This is a genomic window from Hymenobacter piscis (assembly GCF_018760735.1).
In the GTDB taxonomy this organism is placed as follows: Bacteria; Bacteroidota; Bacteroidia; order Cytophagales; family Hymenobacteraceae; genus Hymenobacter; species Hymenobacter piscis.
In genome coordinates this window covers 129,149-154,281 of sequence record NZ_JAHHZN010000009.1, presented here as the reverse complement: position 1 = coordinate 154,281, position 25,133 = coordinate 129,149, and the positions used below count along the sequence as shown (strand labels likewise).

At 62.7% G+C, this 25,133-nt stretch carries 22 protein-coding genes; 10 read left to right on the top strand and 12 right to left on the bottom strand.

Annotation, left to right across the window (positions count from 1 at the left end; all coding sequences use genetic code 11):
* Positions 1-5 precede the first annotated feature (5 nt).
* The 3 genes from KLP40_RS11885 (at position 6) to ftsZ (ending at position 3,847) form a co-directional block, all read left to right on the top strand.
* Complete coding sequence (locus tag KLP40_RS11885) at positions 6-764, top strand: cell division protein FtsQ/DivIB (protein ID WP_215593998.1); 759 nt, start codon at positions 6-8, stop codon at positions 762-764.
* An 84-nt stretch (positions 765-848) separates the two neighbouring features.
* Positions 849-2,246 carry a cell division protein FtsA gene (ftsA, locus tag KLP40_RS11880; RefSeq protein WP_215593997.1) on the top strand — a complete coding sequence of 466 codons (1,398 nt, stop codon included), beginning with the start codon at positions 849-851 and terminating at the stop codon, positions 2,244-2,246.
* A gap of 116 nt (positions 2,247-2,362) precedes the next feature.
* Positions 2,363-3,847 (top strand): cell division protein FtsZ, encoded by a 1,485-nt coding sequence (ftsZ, locus tag KLP40_RS11875; RefSeq protein WP_215593996.1) that lies wholly within the window; start codon positions 2,363-2,365, stop codon positions 3,845-3,847.
* Between the two features lie 433 nt (positions 3,848-4,280).
* Here ftsZ and KLP40_RS11870 read toward each other — a convergent pair whose 3' ends face one another.
* Positions 4,281-5,408, bottom strand: coding sequence for a cytochrome-c peroxidase (locus KLP40_RS11870; RefSeq protein WP_215593995.1), 1,128 nt, complete (start codon positions 5,406-5,408; stop codon positions 4,281-4,283).
* Between the two features lie 137 nt (positions 5,409-5,545).
* Here KLP40_RS11870 and KLP40_RS11865 point away from each other — a divergent pair, with 137 nt between their 5' ends.
* Positions 5,546-6,829, top strand: a complete 1,284-nt coding sequence (locus KLP40_RS11865) for a voltage-gated chloride channel family protein (RefSeq protein ID WP_215593994.1) — start codon at positions 5,546-5,548, stop codon at positions 6,827-6,829.
* Between the two features lie 533 nt (positions 6,830-7,362).
* Here the strand turns inward: KLP40_RS11865 and KLP40_RS11860 are convergent.
* The 8 genes from KLP40_RS11860 to KLP40_RS11825 all read right to left on the bottom strand — a co-directional run bounded on the left by KLP40_RS11860 (position 7,363) and on the right by KLP40_RS11825 (position 15,204).
* The gene (locus tag KLP40_RS11860) at positions 7,363-8,361 is read right to left on the bottom strand and encodes a transporter (protein WP_215593993.1); all 999 of its coding nucleotides are present in this window, start codon (positions 8,359-8,361) and stop codon (positions 7,363-7,365) included.
* Between the two features lie 172 nt (positions 8,362-8,533).
* Positions 8,534-9,598, bottom strand: coding sequence for a cytochrome-c peroxidase (locus tag KLP40_RS11855; protein WP_215593992.1), 1,065 nt, complete (start codon positions 9,596-9,598; stop codon positions 8,534-8,536).
* Positions 9,598-10,365: an MbnP family protein gene (locus KLP40_RS11850; protein WP_215593991.1), complete on the bottom strand. Its 768-nt coding sequence runs from the start codon at positions 10,363-10,365 to the stop codon at positions 9,598-9,600. Before KLP40_RS11850 ends, KLP40_RS11855 begins: the two co-directional genes overlap by 1 nt.
* A 113-nt stretch (positions 10,366-10,478) precedes the next feature.
* Positions 10,479-10,862 (bottom strand): hypothetical protein, encoded by a 384-nt coding sequence (locus KLP40_RS11845; protein WP_215593990.1) that lies wholly within the window; start codon positions 10,860-10,862, stop codon positions 10,479-10,481.
* 163 nt (positions 10,863-11,025) lie between these two features.
* Positions 11,026-11,553 (bottom strand): NADPH-dependent FMN reductase, encoded by a 528-nt coding sequence (locus tag KLP40_RS11840; protein ID WP_215593989.1) that lies wholly within the window; start codon positions 11,551-11,553, stop codon positions 11,026-11,028.
* Between the two features lie 128 nt (positions 11,554-11,681).
* The gene (locus KLP40_RS11835) at positions 11,682-12,437 is read right to left on the bottom strand and encodes a succinate dehydrogenase/fumarate reductase iron-sulfur subunit (RefSeq protein WP_215593988.1); all 756 of its coding nucleotides are present in this window, start codon (positions 12,435-12,437) and stop codon (positions 11,682-11,684) included.
* 139 nt (positions 12,438-12,576) lie between these two features.
* Complete coding sequence (locus KLP40_RS11830; protein WP_215593987.1) at positions 12,577-14,511, bottom strand: fumarate reductase/succinate dehydrogenase flavoprotein subunit; 1,935 nt, start codon at positions 14,509-14,511, stop codon at positions 12,577-12,579.
* A gap of 18 nt (positions 14,512-14,529) precedes the next feature.
* On the bottom strand, positions 14,530-15,204 hold the full coding sequence (locus tag KLP40_RS11825; RefSeq protein WP_215593986.1) for a succinate dehydrogenase cytochrome b subunit: 675 nt from the start codon (positions 15,202-15,204) through the stop codon (positions 14,530-14,532).
* 235 nt (positions 15,205-15,439) lie between these two features.
* Between KLP40_RS11825 and KLP40_RS11820 the strand changes: the two genes are divergently transcribed.
* The 3 genes from KLP40_RS11820 (at position 15,440) to fabD (ending at position 19,687) form a co-directional block, all read left to right on the top strand.
* Positions 15,440-18,274, top strand: a complete 2,835-nt coding sequence (locus KLP40_RS11820; RefSeq protein WP_215593985.1) for a T9SS type B sorting domain-containing protein — start codon at positions 15,440-15,442, stop codon at positions 18,272-18,274.
* Positions 18,275-18,367: 93 nt separating this feature from the next.
* Positions 18,368-18,685 carry a hypothetical protein gene (locus KLP40_RS11815; protein ID WP_215593984.1) on the top strand — a complete coding sequence of 106 codons (318 nt, stop codon included), beginning with the start codon at positions 18,368-18,370 and terminating at the stop codon, positions 18,683-18,685.
* Positions 18,686-18,799: 114 nt separating this feature from the next.
* Complete coding sequence (gene fabD, locus KLP40_RS11810; RefSeq protein ID WP_215593983.1) at positions 18,800-19,687, top strand: ACP S-malonyltransferase; 888 nt, start codon at positions 18,800-18,802, stop codon at positions 19,685-19,687.
* Positions 19,688-19,762: 75 nt separating this feature from the next.
* Here the strand turns inward: fabD and folK are convergent, their stop codons facing one another.
* On the bottom strand, positions 19,763-20,242 hold the full coding sequence (folK, locus tag KLP40_RS11805; RefSeq protein ID WP_215593982.1) for a 2-amino-4-hydroxy-6-hydroxymethyldihydropteridine diphosphokinase: 480 nt from the start codon (positions 20,240-20,242) through the stop codon (positions 19,763-19,765).
* Positions 20,242-21,114, bottom strand: coding sequence for an alpha/beta hydrolase family protein (locus tag KLP40_RS11800; protein WP_215593981.1), 873 nt, complete (start codon positions 21,112-21,114; stop codon positions 20,242-20,244). Before KLP40_RS11800 ends, folK begins: the two co-directional genes overlap by 1 nt.
* A gap of 171 nt (positions 21,115-21,285) precedes the next feature.
* On the opposite strand from KLP40_RS11800, the gene KLP40_RS11795 reads away from it, so the two are divergent.
* On the top strand, positions 21,286-22,275 hold the full coding sequence (locus KLP40_RS11795) for a polyprenyl synthetase family protein (protein ID WP_215593980.1): 990 nt from the start codon (positions 21,286-21,288) through the stop codon (positions 22,273-22,275).
* A gap of 163 nt (positions 22,276-22,438) precedes the next feature.
* Here the strand turns inward: KLP40_RS11795 and KLP40_RS11790 are convergent, their stop codons facing one another.
* The gene (locus tag KLP40_RS11790; RefSeq protein ID WP_215593979.1) at positions 22,439-22,741 is read right to left on the bottom strand and encodes a hypothetical protein; all 303 of its coding nucleotides are present in this window, start codon (positions 22,739-22,741) and stop codon (positions 22,439-22,441) included.
* Between the two features lie 239 nt (positions 22,742-22,980).
* Between KLP40_RS11790 and KLP40_RS11785 the strand changes: the two genes are divergently transcribed.
* Both KLP40_RS11785 and KLP40_RS11780 read left to right on the top strand, forming a co-directional pair.
* Complete coding sequence (locus tag KLP40_RS11785; protein ID WP_215593978.1) at positions 22,981-24,441, top strand: cytochrome P450; 1,461 nt, start codon at positions 22,981-22,983, stop codon at positions 24,439-24,441.
* Between the two features lie 42 nt (positions 24,442-24,483).
* A complete protein-coding gene (locus KLP40_RS11780; RefSeq protein WP_215593977.1) occupies positions 24,484-25,080 on the top strand; it encodes a GNAT family N-acetyltransferase in 597 nt (198 codons plus the stop codon).
* The last annotated feature ends 53 nt before the right edge of the window (positions 25,081-25,133 follow it).

The window sequence follows — 25,133 nt, the reverse complement described above, 5'->3', positions numbered from 1 at the left end:
CCACCATGAAGCGTAAAGCCCATAACCTGCTGTTTGCCACCGTCTGCCTGCTGCTGCTGGCCGGGCTGACGGCCTTTGCCGCGGTGCGGCAGGCTAATCGGCGGGTGGGTGGCGTCATTGTAACCATTGGCAACGAGTTCAACAACTTCTTCATCGGTGAGCGGGAAGTCACCGGCCTGCTGACCCGCCAGGGCCAGGATCGTCTGGAGGGAGCCGCTCCCGAAGACGTGAATCTGAAAGACCTGGAAGCCCGCCTGAAGGCCCACAGCTTTGTGAAGGATGCGCAGGTGTACCGCGACCTGGCCGGTAACCTGCACGCCGACGTGCGCCAGAGCCGGCCCATCGCCCGCCTCGTGCACGCCGACTCGCGCCAGGACAGCTACCTGGATGCTGATGGCCGGCGACTGCCGCTTTCCCCCCTGTTTACGGCCCGGGTGGTGCCGGTGTCGCGCCCGGATGGGGCGCCGTTGTCGGCGGCCTTTTTTCAGGACAGCAGCGGCACGCGTTACCTGGAGTTTCTGCGTTACGTGGATGAGCAGCCATTCTGGCGGGCGCAGGTGGCCGAAGTATTTGTCGGACCGAACGGTAAAATTTCGTTCACCCAACAGGTTGGCGACCAACGTGTGGAATTTGGCTTTCCTGAGAATATTTCGGAAAAATTCGCGAAACTGATGGTATTTTACCGGCAAATTCCCCCGGTTCTGGGCTGGGACACGTACCATCGCGTCAACGTCGAGTTCAAGGACCAAATCATCTGCGAATAAAACTATCGGTCTAAAACGCTACCTTAAAGCGCATTAGACTCTACTTTCCTGCACCCAACCGCAACTCTCTCGCCCTTCCTCCCCATGCAACACGATAAGATTGTAGTCGGCCTCGATATCGGTACCACCAAAATCTGCGCTCTGGTCGGGCGCAAAAACGAGTTCGGCAAACTCGAAATTTTGGGTTTGGGCAAGGCCGTCTCGGAGGGCGTGGTGCGGGGCATTGTGTCCAATATCGACAAGACGGTGGATGCCATCAAGCGCGCCATCCGCCAGGCCGAGGAGCAGTCGGGCATCAACATTGGCGTGGTGAATGTGGGCATTGCCGGCCAGCACATCAAGAGCCTGCAGCACAACGGCAGCATCACCCGCGCCTCCGTCGACAACGAAATCACCCAGGCCGACGTGGAGCGCCTCACCAGCGACATGTACCGGCTGGTAACGCCTCCCGGTTCCCAGATCATCCACGTGATGCCCCAGGACTACAAGGTGGATTACGAGGAAGGTATTCTGGACCCCGTGGGCATGTCGGGCGTGCGCCTGGAGGGCAACTTCCACATCATCACGGCTCAGAGCACGGCCATCAACAACATCTACAAGTGCGTCACGAAGGCGGGTCTGGAAATCGATAACCTGATTCTCGAGCCCCTGGCGTCGAGCATGTCGGTGCTCAGCGACGAGGAGAAGGAGGCCGGTGTGGCCCTGATTGACATCGGGGGCGGCACGACCGATCTGGCCGTGTTCAAGGATGGCATCATCCGGCACGCGGCCGTGCTGCCCTTCGGCGGCAACATCATCACCTCCGATATCAAGCAGGGCTGCCTGGTGATGCAGAACCAGGCCGAGCAGCTCAAAGTGAAGTTCGGCAAAGCCATTGCCGAGGAAGCTTCCGAGTACGAAATCGTGAGCATCCCCGGCCTGCGCGACCGGTCGCCCAAAGAAATCAGCCTGAAAAACCTGGCCTACATCATTGAGGCCCGGATGGAGGAAATCGTGGAGCTGGTGTACGCCGAGATTCAGCGCCTGGGCTTCCACGACAAGCTGGCGGCCGGCATTGTGATGACCGGTGGCGGCTCCCAGCTCCAGAACCTGGTGCAGCTCACGGAGTACGTAACCGGCATGGATACCCGTATCGGCTACCCCAACGAGCACCTGGGCAAGAGCAAGATCGAAGCTGTGAAGTCGCCGATGTACGCCACCACGGTGGGCCTCGTGCTGGCCGGCTACCGCTCCATCGATGACCGGGTGGCCCAGCGTGGCTACGACGAGCCCGAGCAGAACTACTACCGCAGCGCTGCGCCGGAAGTGCGCCCCGCCCCGCCGGTGGCCGCCCCCCAGCACAACGTGCCCGCCCCGCAGCCGGCCCCCCAGCCGGCCGCGGAGCAGCCCAAGAAATCGTCGGGTGCCGGCGACTTCTTCCAGAAGATCCTCAGCCGCACCAAAGGGTTGCTGATTGACGACTTCGACGACAAACAATACTAGGGTTTCAGGGTCTTGGGAGCTTAGGATCTTGGATTGAAGTTCACTAGCAACGTAATCCAACCCTTCGCCTGATCAAACCAAGACCCTAAGTCCCTTAGACCCTAAGACCCCAAAAAATGAATTATACATTTGACATTCCGGCGCAATCGACGTCCATCATCAAGGTGATTGGCGTGGGGGGAGGCGGCTCCAATGCCGTGAACCACATGTTCAGCCAGGGCATCAAGGACGTCGAATTCGTCATTTGCAACACCGACAAGCAGGCCCTGGCCTCTTCCACGGTGCCCAACCGCCTGCAGATCGGGGCCGACCTGACCGAAGGGCTGGGCGCCGGTGCCAACCCCGAACGGGGCAAGCAGGCCGCCATCGAGAGCCGTGAACAGATCCGGGAACTGCTCAGCAACGGTACCCGCATGGTGTTCATCACGGCCGGAATGGGCGGCGGCACCGGCACCGGGGCCGCCCCGATCATTGCCAAAGTGGCCAAGGAGCTGGGCATTCTCACGGTAGGCATCGTGACGGCGCCTTTCATGTTTGAGGGCCGCAAGAAGCGGCAGCAGGCTGAGCAGGGCATCAAGGAGTTGAGCGACAACTGCGACACGGTGCTGGTGATTCTTAACGACAAGCTCCGCGAGATTTACGGCAACCTGCCCATCCGGGCCGCCTTCGCCAAGGCCGATACCGTGCTGAGCACCGCCGCCAAGTCCATTGCCGAAATCATTACGGTAACGGCCGATGTGAACGTGGACTTTGAAGACGTGAAAACGGTGATGAAGGACTCGGGCGCGGCCGTTATGGGCAGCTCCGTGACGGAAGGGGAGAACCGGGCCGCCCGGGCGGCTGAAGAAGCCCTGGCCTCGCCGCTGCTCAACAACACCGATATCCACGGGGCCCAGCGCATCCTGCTCAGCATCATGTCGGGTGACCAGGCCGAGCTGGAAATGGATGAGCTGACCGAAATTACGGAGTACATCCAGGACAAGGCGGGACAGAATGCCGAGGTGATTTTTGGCCATGGCATCGATCCTACCCTGGGCCAGAGCATCCGGGTGACGGTTATTGCCACCGGCTTTGCCCGCGACGCCCACAACATCACCGAAGTAGTAGCCCGCGACCCGAATACGATACAGCCTGAGGCCGAAGAAACGGCGGCTGACCGTGCAGAAACGGCAGCGGTGGTCCCTACTTTCGGGACGCCGGTACCCGCCGAGCCTGAGCCTCAGGTAGTAAAGCGCGACCTGGAAACCTCCCCGGCCCAGCACGGCCAGCCCACGGTTTCAGCTCCTTCGATGCCTACGCCCGAGCCGGTACTCTACCAGCAGCAGCCCCAGACGGCCCCGCCCGTAGCAGCCCAGCACGCCCTGCCGCGCCCGGCTCTGGATGCCCGGGCGGAGGAGCGCCGCCTGCGGCTGCAGGCCCTGAGCAACGGTCTGACCAACGAAACCCTCAAGGACCAGTTGGACACGCCCGCTTACCTGCGCCGCCAGGTGAAGCTGGAAAACGTGGTGCCTTCCTCCGAGCAGAACATCAGCCGCTTCAACCTCTCCGACGACAACGAGCTGCTGGGCGACAACCGCTTCCTCCACGACAACGTGGACTAACAGTTCGGATTTGTGCTACAGCAAAATGCTCATCCTGTAGGCAGGATGAGCATTTTGCTGTAGCACAAATCCGAACTATCGGCGCAGGGAATCAGGACGAGCATCGGCGGAGTCTTCGGGCATGTGGTCCGGGGTCATGGTTTCGCGGTCGGGGCTAAGGGTGCGTCCCTTGCTCTGACGCGGCGAGAGGGTACAGGAGGCCAGCGCAGCCCATAAGCCGACGTACAAGAACAGGCGTTTCATAAGAAGCAGGTCGATAAAACAGAAGACAGGGCTGGTACGCAGTACGGCCGGCAACGGACGCCAAATCGGAAAATCAGGTGGCGCCTCTGACCAAGCAACTGACTGGCAAACGGCGGGTAGATGTGGCGCTACGCCCCCCGGCCGTAATAGCCAGCCCCCTTTTTTCGCTGCCCACTGTTGCTGTCTAACCCTAAAATGGGTTGGAAAAACGCTTATCAGTGAGGAAAGTTGAATCGGTGAGGGTGCGCAGGAAGGCCAGCAACTGCGTTTTTTCCTGGGCCGTGAGGTCGAGACGGGTGCCGTTGGGCGTGTTGGAAAGGAGCACGTTGGGGTCGAGGCCAGGGCTGGCCGTTTGCACGTGCTCGTTGTAGTGGTCGAGAACTTCTTCCAGCGTAGCGAACCGTCCGTCGTGCATGTAAGGGGCCGTCTGGGCGATGTTGCGCAGGCTGGGGACTTTAAAGCGGCCCCGGTCGAGGGCCTGGCCCGTCACGCCGGCCCGGCCGGGGTCGGCGAAGGTCAGGTCGAGGCCGTTGTTGAAGAAGTCGGGGGAGCTGAACAGGCCGTTTTCGCTGATATGGCAGTGGTGGCAGGCCCCGCCCCGGATAAAAATCCCGCTGACTTCGCCCGGATGGTCGTTGAAGAGGCGGGCCCCGGCCCGCTCGGTGGGCGTGAGGGAGCCTTCCTTGCGGATGTGCTTGTCGTAGGGCGAGTTGGCCGAAATCAGGGTCCGCTCGAACTGAGCCAGGGCTTTGAGCACGTTGGTTTCAGTGATGGTGCTGCTCCCGAAGGCCTGCTGAAACAGGGGCGGGTAGAGGTCGGTCTGCTGGAGCCGCTGCACACTGGTAGCCAGCAACTGGTGCATTTCCACCGGGTCTTCGAGGGGCACGCGCGCCTGCTGCTCCAGGCTGGTGGCGGCACCATCCCAGGTCAAGGTTTTTTCCCAGAGCAGGTTAGCCAGGCTCATGGTGTTGCGCCGGTGCGTCTGGCCCTCGGCGCCCAGGGCCCGGGCGCGGCCATCGGTGAAGGCCCGGCTTTGCTGGTGGCAGCTTCCGCACGATTGGGTGCCGTTGCCCGAAAGCCGCACTTCGTAGAACAGCTTCCGGCCCAGGGCTACCCCCTCCTCGGTTAGCGGGTTATCGGCCGGAATGGCTACGTTCCGGGGCAGGTTGGCCGGCAGGCTAAGCACGTAAGGCGTCGGGATGTACGTATTCTGGCCCGAATCATCTGATTTTTGCTTGTCACCGCAGCTTGCCAGCAGCAGCAGCAGCGCGGCCATCAGCCCCGCCCGAAACGGCCATTCAACAGTAGAAGAAGTCATAGGGCAATAACGAAGCGACGTGGGATTGAATATATTGATTTTCCCCATTCGAACACCTGGGGCGTCCTGCCCGGTTCCGGGGCGGTGGCTTCAATTGGGGTGCGTACTTTTACCGGCCCGCCTTTCGGGAACTGCGTATGAAGAATCCTCTGCCCGCTTTGCTGACTGAATACCGGCTGCTGCTGCTTTATCTGGGCCGCTGGTTGCTGCTGGGGGCGGGCGTGGCGCTGCTGGCGGGCACCGCTTCGGCGGGCTTTTTAGTAGCCCTGGACTGGGCCACCAACTGGCGCGAGGCTCACGTCTGGATGATTGCCCTGCTGCCGGTGGGGGGGCTGCTGGTGGGCCTGCTTTACCACTACCTGGGCCGGAGCGTAGAAGCCGGCAACAACCTGCTGCTCGACGAAATCCATCACCCCCGGGCGGTGCTGCCCCTGCGCATGGCCCCGCTGGTGCTGCTGGGCACGGTGCTCACCCACCTGTTCGGGGGCTCGGCGGGGCGGGAGGGCACGGCGGTGCAGATGGGCGCCTCCCTGGCCGACCAGCTTCACCGCCGGCTGGGCCTGCACCGCCGGGAGCGGCGGATTCTGCTTATTGCGGGCATCAGCGCGGGCTTTGCCTCCGTGTTCGGGACGCCGCTGGCCGGGGCTGTGTTCGGGCTCGAAGTGTTTTTCCTGGGCCGCCTCCGCTACGATGCCATCCTGCCCGCCTTCCTGGCCGCCGCCGGCGCCGACCTCGTAACCCGGGCCTGGGGCGTGGGCCACACCGCCTATCCGCACCTGCTAGTGCCCGCCGTGCCGCCGCTGTCCGTGCAGAACCTGCTGCTGGCGGCCGTGGCGGGCGTGGCTTTCGGGCTGGGTGGGCGCCTGTTCGCGGAAGCCACCCACGCGGTGGGCCGCTTCTATAAAAGCCGGGTGAGCTGGCCCCCGCTACGGCCCGCGCTGGGCGGCGTGGTAGTGGCCGCGCTGGTGTGGGCCTTGGGCACTACCGACTACATCGGACTGGGCGTGCCCACCATCGTCGCGGCCTTCCAGGGGCCGCTGGTGCCTTACGCCTTCGCCCTCAAAATCCTGCTCACGGCCCTCACGCTGGGCGCCAGCTTTAAGGGCGGCGAGGTGACGCCCCTGTTTTTTGTGGGCGCCACATTGGGTAACGCCCTGGCCTGGCTGCTGCCCCTGCCCCTGCCGCTGCTGGCGGGCATGGGCTTCGTGGCCGTTTTTGCGGGGGCCGCGAACACGCCTTTGGCCTGCACGCTCATGGCCATGGAGCTGTTCGGCAACGAGTGCGGCCTCTACGCCGGGCTGGCCTGCGTGGTGAGCTACCTGTTCTCGGGCCACCGCGGCATCTACAGCGCCCAGGTTATCGGGGAGCCCAAGCACCGCCGCTGGGTCCGCCAGCAGGGCAAACCCCTGCGGGAGGTGTGAAACGGTGAGGTAGCTCAAGGTGGAATAGTGAGATGGTGAAATGGTGAGTTTGATGTTCAATGGCCCTAACTGCGCCAACTGCACCAGTAGGACCTATGAACGTCAAACTCACCATCTCACTATTTCACCTTGAGCCACCTCACCGGCCTTGGTTAAAAGTTTGGTCCAAAAGTTTATTGGCGAGCTTGTCAACCGCTCCTTTTACATGAGGACAGTTGCTGATTGCGCGCTCTCACCGCAGAAAACCTGCTTTTAACGCGTTCAGGTGGCCATTTGTGGAGTTAGAGTACAGTTTTCCCATCGCGTAGCTAGGGTTAGATGTACTTTGATTGCTGAACAAGTTTTCTGAACCAAATCGGCTGCTTTCGGTGCCAGCTACCCGTTCGGCAGGTGGTCGGCTTACTTTTTCAATAAAACGGAGGTTTCTCTGAACAAACAGGCCTCATAACTGCTGAACGCGGGATTTTAGCGTGCAGGTGCCCAGTTTGGAAGCGCCTCGCTTAATTTCTGTACCAAACTTTTAACCGAGGCCCTCACCGCAGCAAATACTTGCTTTGCTTGAAGCTATAGCCCACAGCTACTACCAGGCGGCCGGCGCTGGCGGGGTGGTCGGTGGGGGCGGTGTAGATGGGTAGCTGGAAGCTGGTGTTGAGCGAGAAGTTCTGGTAGTACACGTCGAGGCCGGGTCCGAGCAGGGCGTTGTTCATGGCGTGCTCCCCGGTGAGGTGGCCCTCGAAGGTTTCGCCCCGGGTTTTCTCGTAGAAAAACTGGGCCGAGGGATATACCTGCCAGTTTTCCCCCACCGCTATCCGGTAGAACAGGTTGGCAAACGTGGTGGTGCTGGGGGCCAGACTCTCCTGCACGGGGTTGCGGCCGGCCCGGCGGTAGCTGCCGTTCACGCTCAGCCCGACGCTGCGGAAACTGCCGATGTAGTTGGCGTACACGAAGCCGTCGGTGGTGCCGGTGCCGGGCTGGTTGAGGGCCGGGTAGCGGCGACCGAGGGTGTTGCGGCGCTGGTAGTCGCCGGTGGGCAGCTTTAGCCCCCCGCCCACGATGAGGCGGCTCTGGACCCCGGCCGTTTCAATCTGCCGGATGAGGTGGTAGCCGGCAAACACCGTGGCGTCGCCCACGCCGGCCAGGTTGAGGGTGGCCCCGTTGGCCCGGGCCGAGTTCATCACGTAGGGCAGAAAGGCGTTCAGCTCCACCCGCTGGCTCAGGAAATACTTGCCCCGCAACTCCACCACCCGGAAAATCTCGTAGTCGGAGGCGTCGCCCCGGTGGGCGTGGCGGAAGTCGTCATCGACGTGGTTGAGCGGTTTGGGAAACAGCGGCCGGGCCCCCGCAGGGAAGAACTGCGGACGCTGGCCGTAGTGCTGATAGCCGTTGAACACCCGGTAGCGGTGCATGAGCGAAAACCCGCTCTGGTTATCGTAGGGCGTGATGCCCATGAAGCACCCGCAAATGTCGCAGGCCCGCCCCGCCCTAGCCGCCAGCAACGCCAGCAGCAGCGGAAATACTAGTTTTTTGAACATGAAAATACGTTTGCAGGTCGGGAGGGGCGGTGAGGTGGCTCAAGGTGAAATAGTGAAATGGTGAGGTGGTGAGTTTGATGTTCAATGGCCCAGCCGGCGCTGTTTGCGCAAGCAGGACCCTGGAACGTCAAACTCACCATTTCACCATCTCACTATTTCACCTTGAGCCACCTCACCGCCCCTCCGCCAGTCGTTGGTCCTGAATGAAAGTCGGGTCAGTGAGGGTGTGCAGGAAGGCCAGCAAATCTGTTTTCTCGGTTTCGGAAAGCGTGATGCCCGGCCCGCGGCCCGCGCGCCGGAACTGCGCGTCCAGGGTGCCCGATTCCACCATGCCGTCGGAGTAGTGGTCGAGCACCTGACGCAGGGTTTGGAGGCGGCCGTCGTGCATATAGGGCGCCGTGAGGGCCACGTTGCGCAGGCTGGGCACCTGGAAACGGCCCACGTCCTGGGGCCGGCCCGTGATGTGGGCCCTTCCCGAATCGGCCGCGAACGTGCGGTCAAGTCCGTTGTTGCGGTAGGTTTCGTCGGTGAACAACTCGCCCGCGTGGCAGGGGCTGCACTTCTGGCGCAGAATTTCCAGGCCCCGCAGCTCGTTGGCTGCCAACGTGCCGCCTGCTTCGTGGCGGGCGTAGTGGTCGTAGCGGGAGTTGCTGCTGGTGAGAGACGCCGTGAACTGGGCCAGAGCCCGGAGCAGCTGCTGGGAGTCGATGGGCCGGCGGCCGTACACCTGCTCAAACTGGTCCACGTAGCGAGGGGCGGCGTTGAGCTTGCGGAGCACGTTTTCCAGCGTCTCGTCCATCTCCACGGGGCTGGTGAGCGGGGCCAGGGGCATGGTTTCGAGGTTCTTGGCTCCGCCATCCCACAGGAATTCGCTCCGCCAGCGCAGGTTTTGCAGGGCCGGGGCGTTGCGCGTGCCCAGTAAGTTATCCACGCCATGACTCAGGCGGTGGTCTTGGTGGGCAAACGCCACGAACTGCTGGTGGCAGCTGCCGCACGAGATGTCGCCGGTGCGCGAAAGCAACGGGTCGTAGAACAGGGTGCGGCCCAGCTCAAAGGCCTCCCGGGTAGGCGGGTTCTGACTGGCGGCGTATACCGGGGCCGGAAAATTGGCCGGCGTTCCGGTGCCCGGCACCTCCCAGGCCGGAGCTACATCGGCATCGGTAGTGCAGGCCGCCGCCAGCAGCCCGACCAGCCCTAACAAGGCCGGCCGGACCGTGGTAATCCAGCGACGGGGCATTAGTTCGCGTGCACGTGGTCGACGCGGAACATGCCCACGGCCTGGTTATCGGCCACCAGTACCGAGTTGCTGCCGCCCATCGTGTTGGAGAGCTTCGAAAAGTCGATGACGTGCGGGCCCGTGAACATCTTCTGCACATCGGCGGCTAGGTGCACGGCCGGCGTACGATCCTTGCGCACCTGAAGTACGGCCCCGTTCAGCGAGGGCGACGCAATGCGAATGGTATTGTTGGGTGACTTAAATCCGCCGATGTGGAACAGCAACTGCTGGTTGCCGCCAGCCGCGGGCGAGCTTCCTTCCAGCTTGGTGTAAATGTAGCCCGAGTTCCAGGACCAGAACATGCCGTTAGTCGGGTCGAGGGCGCCGGTCTGGGCGCCGGCCACATTGCGGGCACTGTCTACGCCAATGGTGAAGCTGAGGCTGGTATAGTCACCGGCCGGCACGTTTTCGAGGGTGAAGGTTTTAGTGCTGGTGTCCGATTCCTTGATCAGCCGGTAACTCTCGGGCTCGGCGTATTCGGTGCCGTCGGCCTTCCCCAGCTTGATGTTGGACAAGTAATAGTTGAACGTTGAAACCGTGAACGGCTGGCCCAGGCCATTGGTATAGGTGCCGGTGTTGAGCTTCAGCGGCGTGTTGCCTACCAAGTGGTCGATTTCAATAGCGAGGGAGCCGGGTTCGGGCGCACTGTCGTTTTTGTTGCAGCTGGCAAGCAGGGTGGAAGCGGCCAGCAGGGGCAGGGAAAAACGGGAGAAGAAACGGGTTTTCATCGAAAAAAGCGCGAAGTCAGGGTACTGAATAGACGGAACCAGCTGCCATCCGCACAAGGTCCGGATGCAACTGTTCCTGCGGGCCGGTTGGGCAACCGGCCGCCATGCGAAATTCAGACCCGCGCCGTGGGCGGATGAAAAATGCCGTGTACCGGCTCAAAGGTGTAGCACGGGGCCACGCCGGGCGCGAAATGCGCCGCCATAGAGTAGCTGTCCGCCACCGGCCGCAACGCAAAGCCGGGCAGGGGCGAGAGTACCTCGTACTTGATTTTGGCAAACCCCGAAGCCGGGGCCTTGCTCTCCGCATCGGCGGCTTTGCGCAGCTGCTTGCCGAGGTGACACTTGCCGTTGCAATGGAGCTGGGGCTTGTCCTGGTTCACGCAGAACAAGCGGGTGATTTCGGCCTTGCGCGCCTGATAATCCAGTACCAGCAACTCCCGACTAAACGTCTGGAGCAGAATCAGCACGGCCAGAAAAGCAGCGAAACAACGCGTCATACCCACACGGCAAGCTAAAACGCTTGCCGGCGCAAGGTACGCCACGATGCGCAGAAAGCAGCTATTCTGGCACAGACTTCAGTGCGTAACCTGCAAGAAGCAAGGGCTTGCGCTGGGGCTGCGGGCTAAATTCTGCGCCCCAGCCCGGCTCCGTGGTGCCCCGCTAAAATCGTAACAGGAATTCGGCCTGTTCCTGCAGTACCTGCTGGTAGAGGGGCTCGGTGAGGGTGCCGTCGGCGCTCAGGTGCTGGTCGATGAAAGGCAGGCGGACGCGCTGGGGCAGCACGGCGGTGCCCAGGTACATCAGCACATCGGTGAGGTGGTTGAGGGCGAGCAGGCCGCCCTGGCCGCCGCTGCTCAGCCCTACCAGGGCCGCTTTCCTGCCTCGGATGCCGCCGGGGTAGGGGAGGCCATCAATAAAGGCCTTGAGCACCCCCGGAAACGAGCAGTTGTATTCGGGTACAATAAATACCAGCTTCTCGGCCTCGTTGGCCAATGCTACCAGCTGGTTGAACTCCGGGTGCCGGCCGGCATTGTCGTATAAAGCGGAGGTGGTAAAATCGGCGGGTAGCCGGGCCAGGTCCAGGATCTGGGCCTGGGCGCCGCGCTCGGCCAGCAGGTTGAGGTACAGGTCGGCCAAGCGGCGCGCCCGCGACTGGGGCCGGTTTGTGCCGGCTACGATGGTTATCATCAGGTAAGCAGAGGTTAAGAAAATACTGACGCCGCCGGAACGCAACTACCCGGGGCCGGCCTAACAAAAAAGGCGAAACGGAAGTCCGTTTCGCCTTTTGAGGAGTCCTGAGTAAGTAACCGAAAACCTTACACCAGGTTATTGGATGTGGCCTTGGCGGCCAGGAATTCCTGGTTCAGGATGGCAATGTTTTCCAGCGAAATGCCCACCGGGCACTCGGCGGCACAGCTACCGATATTGGTGCAGGCACCGAAGCCTTCCAAGTCCATCTGGGCCACCATGTTTTCCACGCGGGTTTTGCGCTCTACGTGGCCCTGGGGCAGCAAAGCCAGCTGGCTCACCTTGGCCGACACGAACAGCATGGCCGAGGCGTTTTTGCAGGAAGCCACGCAGGCCCCGCACCCGATGCAGGTAGCAGCCTCAAAGGCGCGGTCCGAAATGTCCTTGGGAATCGGAATTTCGTTGGCGTCGGGCGTGCCGCCGGTGTTGATGGAGATGTAGCCGCCCGCCTGGATAATCCGGTCGAAAGCCGAGCGGTCCACACTCAGGTCTTTGTTCACGGGGAAGGCCGTGGCGCGCCAGGGCTCGATGGTGATGGTGTCCCCGTCGGAAAACTTGCGCATGTGCAGCTGGCAGGTGGTAGTGCCCTGCTCGGGGCCGTGGGCCCGGCCGTTGATGAACAGGTTGCACGAGCCGCAGATGCCCTCGCGGCAGTCGTGGTCGAAGGCCACCGGCTCCTCGCCCCGGCGCAGCAGGTCCTCATTGAGCACGTCCAGCATTTCCAGGAACGACATATCGGGGGAGATGTCCTTTACCTGATAATCGACGATGTTGCCCTGGGTAGTACGGTTTTGCTGACGCCACACCTTCAGGGTGAGGTTCATGGGTTTGGCGTTAGGATTACTTCCGGCCATTGTATGGTTGGCAATTAGCTGTTGGCTGATAGCTGTTAGCTTTTCTGACTGGAGTGGCTGCCAGCACGGAGCTGACAGCTACTAGCCAACCGCTAACAGCCTCTAAAATTTACTTATAGCTGCGCTGGGTGAGCTTCACGTTCTCGAAGGTCAGCTCTTCCTTGTTCAGGATTTCGGGCTGATTATCGGCTACGTACTGCCAGGCCGCCACGTAAGCATAGTTGTCGTCGTCGCGTTTGGCTTCCCCTTCCTCGGTCGCGTACTCCTCGCGGAAGTGACCCCCGCAGCTTTCGTTGCGGTCCAGGGCGTCGTCCATCATCAGCTCGCCCAGTTCCAGGAAATCGGCCACGCGGCCGGCTTTTTCCAGGGCCTGGTTCATCTCGTTCTCGGTGCCCACCAGTTTGAGGTCGCTCCAGAACTCGCGGCGCAGCTTCTGAATCTCCGCTTTGGCGTAGCGCAGGCCCTCGGCATTGCGCGACATGCCGCAGTACTCCCACATCAGGTGGCCCAGCTTCTTGTGGAAGTCGTCTGGGGTGCGGGTGCCGTTGATGCTCATCAGCTTCTGCACGCGGGCTTCCACATCAGCCTGGGCCTGCTGGAATGCGGGGTGTTCCGTGGTCACGGGCTTGGGAGCCGTCTGGGCCAGGTAGTCGCCGATGGTGTAGGGAATCACAAAGTAGCCGTCGGCCAGACCCTGCATCAGGGCCGAAGCTCCGAGGCGGTTGGCGCCGTGGTCGGAGAAGTTGCACTCGCCCGTGGCGTAGAGGCCCGGTACGGTGGTCTGCAGGTTGTAGTCCACCCACAGGCCGCCCATGGTGTAGTGCACGGCCGGGTAGATGCGCATGGGGCGCTCGTAAGGGTTTTCGCCCGTGATTTTGGCGTACATGTCGAACAGGTTGCCGTACTTCTGGCTTACCCACTCGGCTCCGTTGCGCTTGATGGCGTCGGCAAAGTCGAGGTACACGGCCAGGCCCGTCGAGCCTACGCCCCGGCCTTCGTCGCACATCTGCTTGGCGTTGCGCGAAGCCACGTCGCGGGGCACCAGGTTCCCGAAAGCGGGATACTTGCGCTCCAGGAAGTAGTCACGCTCGGCCTCCGGAATATCGTTCACGTTGATCTGGCCGTTGCGCAGCTTCTCGGCCGTTTCCTTGCTGGCCGGCACCCACACGCGCCCGTCGTTACGCAGCGACTCCGACATAAGCGTCAGTTTCGACTGGTAGTCGCCCGATACGGGAATGCAGGTGGGGTGAATCTGGGTAAAGCAGGGGTTGGCGAAGTACGCACCCTTTTTGTGGGCCCGCCACGCGGCCGTGGCGTTGCAGTACATGGCGTTGGTGCTCAGGAAGAACACGTTGCCGTAGCCGCCGGTAGCCAGCACCACGGCGTGGGCCGCGTGTTGCTCAATTTTGCCGGTGAGCAGGTTGCGGGTAATGATACCGCGGGCCTGCCCATCCACTACTACCAGGTCCAGCATTTCGGAGCGGGTGTAGAGCTTTACCTTGCCGTAGGCCACCTGCCGGCTCAGGGCCGAGTAGGCGCCCAGCAGCAGCTGCTGCCCGGTCTGGCCGCGGGCGTAGAACGTGCGGCTTACCTGCGCCCCACCGAAGGAACGGTTGGCCAGCAGCCCGCCATATTCGCGGGCAAAGGGTACACCCTGGGCCACGCACTGGTCAATGATGTTGACCGATACCTGCGCCAGGCGGTACACGTTGGCTTCGCGGGAACGGTAGTCGCCACCTTTCACGGTGTCGTAGAACAGGCGGTACACTGAGTCACCGTCGTTCTGGTAGTTTTTGGCCGCGTTGATGCCGCCCTGGGCCGCAATGGAGTGCGCCCGACGGGGAGAATCGTGGAAGGTGAAGGCCTTCACGTTGTAGCCCAACTCGGCCAGGGAAGCCGCCGCCGACGCTCCGGCCAGGCCGGTGCCCACTACAATCACGTCGTACTTGCGCTTGTTGGCGGGGTTGACGAGCTTGACGTTGAACTTATGCTTTTCCCACTTCTCAGCTATGGGGCCTTCGGGAATTTTGGAATCCGGAAACATCGGCGTCGAGTTTAGGACTTATTGAAAGAAATAGAAGTAGATCGGCATGGCGGCGAAAGCGGCGCACACGACAATCGAGAAGCCATAGCCGAGGAACTTGATGGCCGGCGTGTATTTGCGGTGAACCAGGCCCAGCGTCTGGAAGGCGCTGCTGAAGCCGTGGAGCAGGTGGTAGAGCAGGGCAAACTGGGCTACCACGTACAGGGCCACGTACAGGGGGTTACGGAAGGCTTCCAGCACCAGCGAGTAGGCGTCTTCGTTGCCGTTGGCGTCGCGTGGTACATCGGTAAAGCGCAGGGAACCGAAAAAGTTGTAGAGGTGCACAATCAGGAAAAACAGCACAATGGACCCCAGCATGGCCATGCTGCGCGAGTGCCAGGAGCTGTTCTGCTCAATGTGGTTGGACACGTAGCCCTGGCTGCCGCGGGCCGCCCGGTTCTTGATGGCCAGCGCCAGGCCTTCGTAGATGTGAAAGCCGAAGCCGAGCACCAGCACAATTTCCAGGGTGCGGATGATGGGGTTATGCCCCATGAACTCGGAGTAGGCGTTAAAGGCCACGCCATTGTCGCCCTTGAAAAGCTGCAGGTTGCCGACAAGGTGCACGACCAGGAAAGAGCAGAGAAACAGGCCCGTAACGGCCATAATAATCTTGCGGCCGATGCTGCTGGAAAAGGTTTTGGAAATCCAACTCATAGAGAGCTTCGAAAGGGGTGTGGGTAGGTCAGTTGTACCGGCCAAAGTTAGGCCCCAAGCCAGTAGGAAACAATCTGGCTATTGGGTTTCGCATTAGAGTGAATCTATCGGAAGCCAACTCCGTTAGTACCTTGCACTGCTTGATTAACCCGGAGCCTTGGATTTTGTTAGGTTCCCGCAGGGTTTTTACTGACCTTCCCCGTCTCCGTTTTCCGCCCGCTAAGCTGCTGACTGTATGCGTATCCCGTTACTTACCCGCCCGGTACGGCTTTGCCTGACTGGGCTCCTGTTATTGGTAATCTGGCTGAGCGCTGCCCCGGCGGCCCGGGCCACCCACCTGCGGGCCGCCGACATCCAGGCCCGTACGGACCCGGCCAATGCCCGCCACGTGTTTTTTACCCTGGTTTTGTACACCTCTGCCGACCAGGGTGTTGCCGATGAGCCGGGGGTGTCAATCTACTTCGGGGACAACAGCTGCACCGGGGATAATGACATTCCGCGCACGCCCAATAGCCGGCAGTTGGTTTCGCCGGATACCTACCGCAACCTCTACGAATTCGACCACACGTATAATTCACCCGGGGTGTATACTGTCAGTTACCTGAGCTTTAACCGGGTGAATGGGGTAATCAACATGCAGAACTCCGTTAACACCCCGTTCTACGTTGCTACCACCATCACCATCGACCCGTTCCTGCAGAATACATCGCCCGTTCTGCAGGCCCCGGCCATCGATAAGGCGGCGGTGCGGCAGGTCTTTCTGCATAATCCGGCCGCTTTTGATGCCGACGGGGATTCATTGGTTTTCACCCTGCGCCCCAGCCGGCAGGCGCCGGAGCCACCGGGCTGCACGCCGGTGCCAGTGCCCGTAGCCGGCTTTTTCTTCCCGCAGAACACGCCGGGCAACCCGGTGCAGGTGCCCTACGCCGGCCCCCCGGTGGGCCGGCCGGGCGATGCGGCCATTTTCCAGCAGGATGCCCAGACGGGCCAGATTGTGTGGAATGCTCCCTCCGTCGCGGGCATCTACAACATTGCCTTCGCAGTACAGGAGTACCGGCGCGTTCCGGGCGCACCGGCCCGGCTGATTGGCGAGGTAGTGCGCGACATGCAGATTACGGTAACCAACACGACCAACCTGCGGCCGCTCATTCAGGTGCCCCGCGACATCTGCGTTATTGCCAACACACCCGTGCCGGGGGGCACCGTCACGGCCACCGACCCCGATGGCAATCCGGTGAAACTGGAAGCCTTTGGCGGGATGCTGCCCACTCCCGGCTCCTTCGTGCAATCCACCAAAGGCCCGCCCACGGCCCGAGGGCTGTTTAGCTGGACGCCTACCTGCCTCGATATTCGGCAGGACCCGTACCAGGTGCTGTTCAAGGCCACGGATGAGCCTGCCAATAACTCGGTACCGCTGATTGACCAGCGCATCTGGCGGATTACCGTGGTAGGTCCTGCGCCCCAGAACCTGACGGCGGCGCTGCTGGGCACCACGGCCCGGCTGGACTGGGACAGCTACACCTGCCAGAATCCGGGGGCGCAGATTCTCATTTTCCGCCGGGAGAACTCCTTTCCCTTCACGCCCGATACCTGCGAAACGGGCCTGCCCGCCGCGGCGGGCTACACCCAGGTCGGGAGCGTGGGAGTGGGCTCGCGCACCTTCCTCGACGACAACAACGGTCAGGGGCTGGACCGGGGCAAAACCTATTGCTACCGCATTTACGTGAAGTTCGCGGCCCCGGCCGGCGGCGAAAGCCTGGCCTCCAACGAAACCTGCGTAACCATCACCGGCCGCTCGGCCCGCCTCACCAACGTGACCGTGGACCGCACCGCGGCTACCGACGGGCAGATTACCGTGCGCTGGACCAAGCCCACTTCCTCGGTGGGCTTCCAGGCCCCGTTCGGCTACCGCCTGTTCCGGGCTCAGGGGCAGAATCCGGCCGCTACCGACTTTACGCAGGTATTCACCACCAGCAACCTCAACGACACGACCTTCGTCAACGGCGGCCTTAATACCACCGACAACGCCTACTCGTACCGGCTGGAGTTCTTCAACAAGCCCGTTGCCAGTGCCCCCGAATCGGTGGAGCAGTCCGCGCTGGCTTCCAGCGTGCGAATCACGGCGACGCCCAATCCGCTGGCCGGAACCATTGGCCTGAGCTGGACCTACAACGTGCCCTGGGACAATACCCGCAGCCCCACTACGGTGTACCGGCGCGAACTGAACGGCACGTTCCGTCCCATTGCCAAGGTAACGGGTACGGCCACGGGCGGCTCGTTTACCGACGGCGAAACCGGAACTCCGCTGCCGAAAAACCGCACGTACTGCTACTACGTGAAAACCAACGGGATTTACCCGGGAAGTGTACCCGCCGATTCGCTGATCAACCTCAGCCAGGAGCAATGCGCCAACCTGCAGCCCGTGCCCTGTACGCCGGTGCTCACGCTCAAACCCACTAACTGCGACAGTCTGGCCAGCCGGCTGTTTGAGCTGCGCACGCCCAAGGAAGGGGAGCGATATACGAACTCCCTGCGCTGGACGTTGAGCAATGAGCCCACGGCCGACTGCAGCCGCGACATTGTTCAGTACATTATTCTGAAAGGCACGGTACCCGGCGCGCCCCTCCAGGAAATTGCGCGGGTGCCCGGCACCCAGCTTTTCTACGAGGATACCAACCTGGAGTCGGCCCAGGCCTGCTACGCGGTGCAAGCCGTGGACGTAAACGGGGCGCTGAGCGCCGTGAGCAACACGGAATGCAAGGATAACTGCCTGCTCTTCCTGCTGCCCAACATCTTCACGCCCAATGGCGACGGCAAGAACGACACCTTCTACCCCAAGGTGTTCAGCCCGATAGAACGCACGGTAGTCAGAATCTACAACCGCTGGGGCACGAAGGTGTACGAGAGCGACAAGGACCCATACATCAACTGGAACGGGGGCGGCACGGGCGAAGGAAATTCCGACGGCAAAGTCTCCGACGGGATGTATTTCTACCAGGCCGAAGTAGAATTCAAGGACGTGAACCGCACCAAGCGCACCTTTAAAGGCTGGGTGCAGATCAACCGCTAACGGCCTTCCAAGCGCCCCGGGCGTATAAAGCCGGACTGCCCGCAGGGGCGGCCCGGCTTTATTCTGTTCCAAGCCTTTATTTGCCTTCCAACTATGAGACTTCTGCTGCCTACGCTGCTCTTGCTGGCCACTGCCTGCACTACGGCGCCCCCCGATTCGACCACTGCGCCGGCTGCTATACCCGCCTCCCAGCCCCTGAATGAGGCCCGGGCCGCCGAACGGGCCGCCCGCTACTTCCGCAGCCAGCCCGATTCGGCGGTGTATCTGCTGCCTACCCTGCGCGTGCTGGATGCCGGCACCAGCTGGCAGGCCCTGGTCAAGCGCTCCGACCGGGTGGGCGTTATGCCCGATAACGCGGCCATCGACATCGACAAGCAGACCGGAGCCATCAGCCCGGTGCGGGTGAAATAGGGGCGCCGGGGCCGGCGTTGCGCATTCCGGCCGATTTGTGCAGCTTGCAGCGGTAAATTCTCTTTTCCTAGCCCGGGCGCAGGGGTACACCAGCGCCGGGCCAATTCTGAACGCATGAAAGCAGTTGTTTTTCCCGGCCAGGGCAGCCAGTTCAGCGGCATGGGCCGCGAGCTGTACGAGCAGTATCCCGCCGCCAAGAGCCTCATGGACCAGGCCAACGACATCCTGGGCTTCTCCCTGACCGACATCATGTTTGCGGGCTCCGAGGAGGACCTGCGCCGGACCGATGTCACCCAACCCGCCATCTTCCTGCATTCCGTGGCCCTGGCCGCCGTGCTGCCCGACTTCCGTCCCGACATGGTGGCGGGCCATTCCCTGGGCGAATTTTCGGCGCTGGTGGCGGCCAAGGTGTTGCGCTTCGAGGATGCGCTGCGCCTCGTGGCCCAGCGGGCCCAGGCCATGCAGGCCGCCTGCCTGGAGCAGCCCGGCACCATGGCCGCCATTCTGGCCCTCGACGACGACACTACGGCCCGCATCTGCCAGGAAATCACGGCCAGTGGCCATGAGGTGGTGCCGGCCAACTACAACTGCCCCGGCCAGCTGGTGGTATCGGGTTCCCAGCGGGGCATTGAGCTGGCCTGCGAGCAGTTGAAGGCGGCCGGGGCCAAGCGGGCCCTGCCGCTGCCCGTGGGCGGGGCCTTCCACTCGCCCCTGATGCAATCGGCCGAAGCGGCCCTGGCCGAGGCCATTGCCCGTACCACTTTTGCGGCCGGCATCTGCCCGGTGTACCAGAACGTGGACGCCGCCCCCCACACCAACCCCGACGAAATCCGCGAAAACCTCGTGCGCCAGCTCACGGCCCCCGTGCGCTGGACCCAGAGCGTGCAGCGCATGGTGCAGGACGGCGCCACAGAGTTCGTGGAATGCGGCCCCGGCAAGGTATTGCAAGGACTGGTGAAAAAGATTGCGCCGGAAGCAACTGCCAGCTCAGCGGTGGTATAAGCATTTCGGACACAATACCAGAAGCGGCCCGCTGACGTTGTCGGCGGGCCGCTTTTAGCTTTTATAGCAAGGGTGCTACAGCCGCGTCACTGCCAGCGGGTCGAGGCAGGCCGCCAGCAACTCGGCCACCGTGCAGCCCCGGCCGGGATGTTGTACCGTGGCCGCAATGTCGGCCAGGGGCAGCAGGGCAAACCGGCGCTCCGGCAGGCGGGGGTGAGGAATCTGCAGGGTAGGTGTATCCACTACCCGTTGGTCGTAAAGCAGAATATCCACGTCCAGGGTGCGGGCGCCCCAGCGCACCAGCCGCTCCCGGCCCGCCTGCTGCTCCGTGGCCAGGCAGGCCGTCAGCAGCTGTGCGGGCGTCAGCGCCGTCCGGATTTCGAGGGCCTGATTAAGAAAGGCCGGCTGGTCGGCCAGGCCCCAGGCCGCCGTTTGGTAGAGAGCCGAAGAAGCCGTAACCGTCCCGGCCGTCCGGGCCAGGTGTTCCCTGGCGGCGCGCAGGAGGGCCGCCCGGTCGCCGAGGTTGGAGCCAAGCAGCAGGTAGGCAACCGGCATCAGAGCACGCGCCGTAAGAACTCCGCGGTGGCTTCGGCGGCCTGCTGGCTTTCTGGGGGCAGCACCTCCGCCGGCCAGGGGTGGGCCCCGCCGAAATTATGGGTCACGCCGGGCAGCACCAGTAGCTCGGCGGCGGGTTGCCACTCCTTGAGCTGGTGGGCGCGGTTCAGGGGCACGGTCTCGTCCTGGTCGCCGTGGATGATGAGCAGGGGGCGCTCCTTAAGCTTGCGGCGCAGGTTGTGGCGGATATCCAGACGCAGGCGGTGCTGGTGGTAGTCTTCCACAATCTGGAAGTAGAGGGGCAGCTGCTGGCCGGTGCGGGAGTTTTCTACGTGAAATACGCCCTGCTGCTGCCACAGCTGCATGAGCGCCTCGGGCCAGCCGGGATTTACGTCGCTGATGGCGGCCCAGGTAACCACGGCCCGCACCCGCGGGTCTTCGGCCGTTTTGAGCAGCACCAGCCCACCGCCCCGGCTGTGACCCACAAGGCCCAGGCGCGCTACATCCAGTTCGGCGGCCGGAATGCCGGTCTGCCCGGGGGCGTGCAGGGCGTCGAGCAATATGCCGATGTCGTCGAGTTCCAGACTGAAATTATTCTGGCCGAAAGCTTCCAGGTCTTCCAGGTCGCCGGTACCGCCCACCACCAGGCCGTTGTGGGAGAGGTTGAGCTTCACGAACACGAAGCCCCGGCGGGCAAACCAATCGGCCAGCAGGTTGAAGTGCCCCCAGTCCTTGAACCCCTTGAAGCCGTGCACGAACACCACCACGGGCTTGGGCTGCCCATCGGCCACGAAGCGGGCATCGGCCATGAAAGGGCGGCGGTGGTGGGGGCTGGAGAGCCGGAAATCGACGGACGTGGGGTGAGTGGCCATAGTGGCGAAGGTAAGCGGATTGACGAATGGTTGGGTGGGGGCGTGGCGGAATTACCGGACGGGTGAGCGGGCCCCCGCAAAAGCAGGCTTTCGTCTGTTGAGCTTCTCCGATGCCTCAGGCGCCCAACAATTCAACAATCCACTTACCTTCGCAGCGCCCAAAACACCCGCATGACCGTAACCCTGGATCAGATACAGGCGCCCATTGCCTCCGACATGGCGGAATTCGAAAAGAAATTCCGGCAGTCGATGCAGTCCAAGCAGTTGCTGCTGGACAAGATTATGGGCTACATCGTCAAGCGCAAGGGCAAGCAAATCCGGCCCATGTTCGTGTTTTTCACGGCTAAAATCAGCGGGCCCCAGCCCGAGGGGCCGCTGCCGGAAGCCTCGTTCCGGGGCGCGGCCCTGATTGAGCTGCTGCACACGGCCACGCTGGTGCACGACGATGTAGTGGACGAAAGCAACTACCGCCGCGGCTTTTTCAGCATCAACGCCCTCTGGAAAAACAAGATTGCCGTGCTCGTGGGCGACTACCTGCTGAGCAAGGGCCTGCTGCTGAGCCTGGAAAACGACGACTACGAATTGCTCAAAATCGTGAGCAACGCCGTGAAGGAGCTGAGCGAAGGCGAGCTGCTGCAGATTGAAAAGGCCCGCCGCCTCGACATCACCGAGGACGTGTACTTCGATATCATCCGCCAGAAAACGGCTTCGCTCATTGCCTCCTGCTGCGCCGTGGGGGCCTCCTCGGCCGGGGCCGATAAGGAAACGGTGGAGCGGGCCCGGCTTTTCGGGGAAAAAGTGGGCATGGCTTTCCAGATCAAGGACGACCTGTTCGACTTCGGCACCGCCGAAATCGGCAAGCCCGTGGGCATCGATATCAAGGAAAAGAAGATGACCCTGCCGCTTATCCACGCGCTCAGCCAGGCCGACTGGCTGACCAAGCGCCGCGTGATCTTCAACGTCAAAAACAACGATGGCCGCAAAGACCGGGTGCAGGCGGTTATCGAATTCGTGAAGCAGTCGGGCGGACTCGACTACGCCATCCGGGTAATGGAGCGCTACCGCGACGAGGCCCTGGCCATTCTGCACACCTTCCCGGCTTCGGCTTCCCGGGAGTCACTGGAGCAGCTCATCAACTACACCATTGAGCGAAATCACTGATTACAGCGGATTTCACGGATTTTGCGGACGATTAGTGTTCAGGTAAAACAGCAGAGGCTTGCCAACTGGCAAGCCTCTGCTGTTTGTAGGGCAAGTAAAAGAGAATCAGCGCCGTTCACAAAATCCGACGAATTCGCTTCAATTCGTTGTAATCCGTGAGCAATCAGTGATTCAATTGGTAGGAAACGCTGCCGGGGGCTACTTCCGAGACGTCGAATTTCACCCCGTCGAAAGTGCTTTTCACGGTGATTTCGTGGGTCATGTCGCAGCCGGGGCACTTGATTTCCTCTTTCTCATACTGGCCGTCGTCTTCCAGGGAGTTGGCCAGATGGTCGGGGGCGGGTACGCCGAGCGAGTCGGTGAAAACTTCGGTTTGGCAGTGGTTGCACTCGAATTTCAGGCCGACGGTGTGACCCTGCAGGTCGGCCAGCGGGGCCAGAACGTCAGCTTTTTGTTGAATCCACATAATTTATTGCTGGTTTGGTTGTTGGAGAAGGAACAGAGCGGGCCCGGGGCCCAGGTAGCTGTACGCGGAAAGCCCCGTGCCGGGTTGTGCCAGCAACCCACCCGCCCGCCGGCCTTCGGGGCGCTTCAGCTTAGGTGCCGCCCAGGCCGGTGGCTTGCTTTATCTGGAGCAACAGCAGCGCCGCTCAACCGCCGGGGGCAGTATCTTCCGGGGCCCAACGCCGGGCCTGGTTGCCTGCTATGTCTGCACTACCTGAACTGCCCCCGTTGGCGCTAGTCGGGCCGCTGCCGCGCGTGCCCCGCTGGCGCACCTTGCTGGGCTCGTTGGCCCTGGCCCGCCAGCCCATCCGCAACCTCGACCGCGCCCTCACCCACCACGGCGACACGGTGGGCCTGCACCTGGGCGGGGTGCGGCCCTGCATCGTCACCCGCGACCCGGCCCTGGCCCAGCATATTCTCCAGAAAAACCACCGCCGCTACCTCAAGTCCGACCTCACGCACGGCCTGATTCGGTACCTGGGCCGCGGCCTGCTCACTAATGAGGGCCCCGACTGGCTGCGGCAGCGCCGCCTGATTCAGCCCGGCTTCCACCGGCAGCGGCTGGCGGCCCTCACGCGCCTCATGCAGGCCGCCGCCGAGGAGTGGAGCCAAGATCTGCGCGCCCGGCTGGCGGCGGCCGGTGGTTCGCTCACGGTGGACATCCACGCCGAAATGACCCGGGTGGCGTTCCACATCATCGCGCAGGCCACCTTCGGCACCAGCATGACCGATGCCGAGCGCAACCGCCTCTCCGACGTGCTGACCCAGATTCAGGCCTTCTATGTGCGCACCATCCGGCAGCCCTACCTGCGGCCCTGGTTCACGACCCGGGGCGCGTTTCGCCGGCACGATGCCCTCAGCCAGGAACTGCGCGAGCTGGTGCGCGGCTACATCCGCCAACGCCAGGCGGCGCCGGCCACTCCAGCTTCACCTGAAACAGCAGCCTCTGTCGTTTCTGACAATTTACCCGTAGCCCCAGCCGCGCCGCCCGACGACCTGTTGCAGATGTTGCTGGATGCCCGCTATGAGGACACCGGGGAAGGCATGAGCGAGGAGCAGCTGCTGGATGAGGCTAACATTCTGCTGCTGGCCGGCCACGAAACCAGCGCCAACGCCCTGAGCTGGCTGTTTGATTTGCTGGCCCGCCACCCGGCCGCCGCCACCCAGGTGCGGCAGGAGCGGGCCGCCGCCGGCCTCGCCCGCCGCCCGCCCGAATTCGCGGAGCTACCCCAGCTGCCGTACTCGATGCAGGTGATTCAGGAAACCATGCGCCTGTACCCGCCCGCCTGGATTCTGGACCGCGTGGCCTTGGAGGACGACGAGTTTCGGGGCCTGCCCATCCCGAAAGGCACGCTGTTTTCCCTCTACATCCACGGCATTCACCGCCACCCCGGGCTGTGGCCGGAGCCCGATGCCTTCCGGCCCGAGCGGTTTGCCCCCGGCCAGGAGCCGCCCATTCCTACCTATGCCTACCTGCCCTTCGGGGGCGGGCCGCGCCTGTGCGTGGGCAGCCATTTCGCTCTCACCGAAATTCAGCTGGTACTGCTGGAAGCCCTGCGCCACTTCACGTTTGCACCCGTTTCCGAAGCGCCGGCCGCCACCGATCCGCTGATTACCTTGCGCCCCAAGGGGCCGCTGTGGCTGGCCGTCACCAGCGCCTGAGTTCCGCCGCCCGTCTGTATCCCACCTCATTCGCTAATCTCCATGACGCCGCCCTTGCTTAGCCTGCTCGATACGCCCGCCGTAGCAGTGCCCCGCCTCGAAACGCCCGACCTGCTGCTGCGCGGCCCGCTGCCCGCCGACCTGCCGGAATTCACGGCCCTCTCCAACGACCCAGCTTTCTACCGCTTCTTGGGCAACAAGCCCCAGACCGAGGAGGAAGTGTGGCGGCGCATGCTGGGCCAGCTGGGCCACTGGGCCATGTTTGGCTACGGAGCGTGGTCCATTGAGGAAAAGGCCACCGGCCGCTACGCCGGCAGCGTGGGCTTCTTCGACTTCCAGCGCGACCTGACGCCCTCGCTCAAAGGCACGCTGGAGGCCGGCTGGACGATTGCGCCCCGCCTGCACGGCCGCGGCTACGCCAGTCAGGCCGTGCAGGCTGCCCTGGCCTGGATTGCGCCCCGCTTCCCCCAGGCCCGCCTCACCTGCCTCATCGACCCCGATAACGTGGCCTCCCTGGCCGTAGCCCGCAAGTTCCACTTCCACGAATTCGCCCGCGCCACCTACCACAATGCGCCGATTGTGCTGCTGGAGCGGGCCCGAACTTCACCCCAATCCTTCTCCACAGGCGAGGAGATTTAGCACTAAGAAGCCAAAAAAACAGCCCGTCAGAATGTCTGGCAGGCTATTTTTAA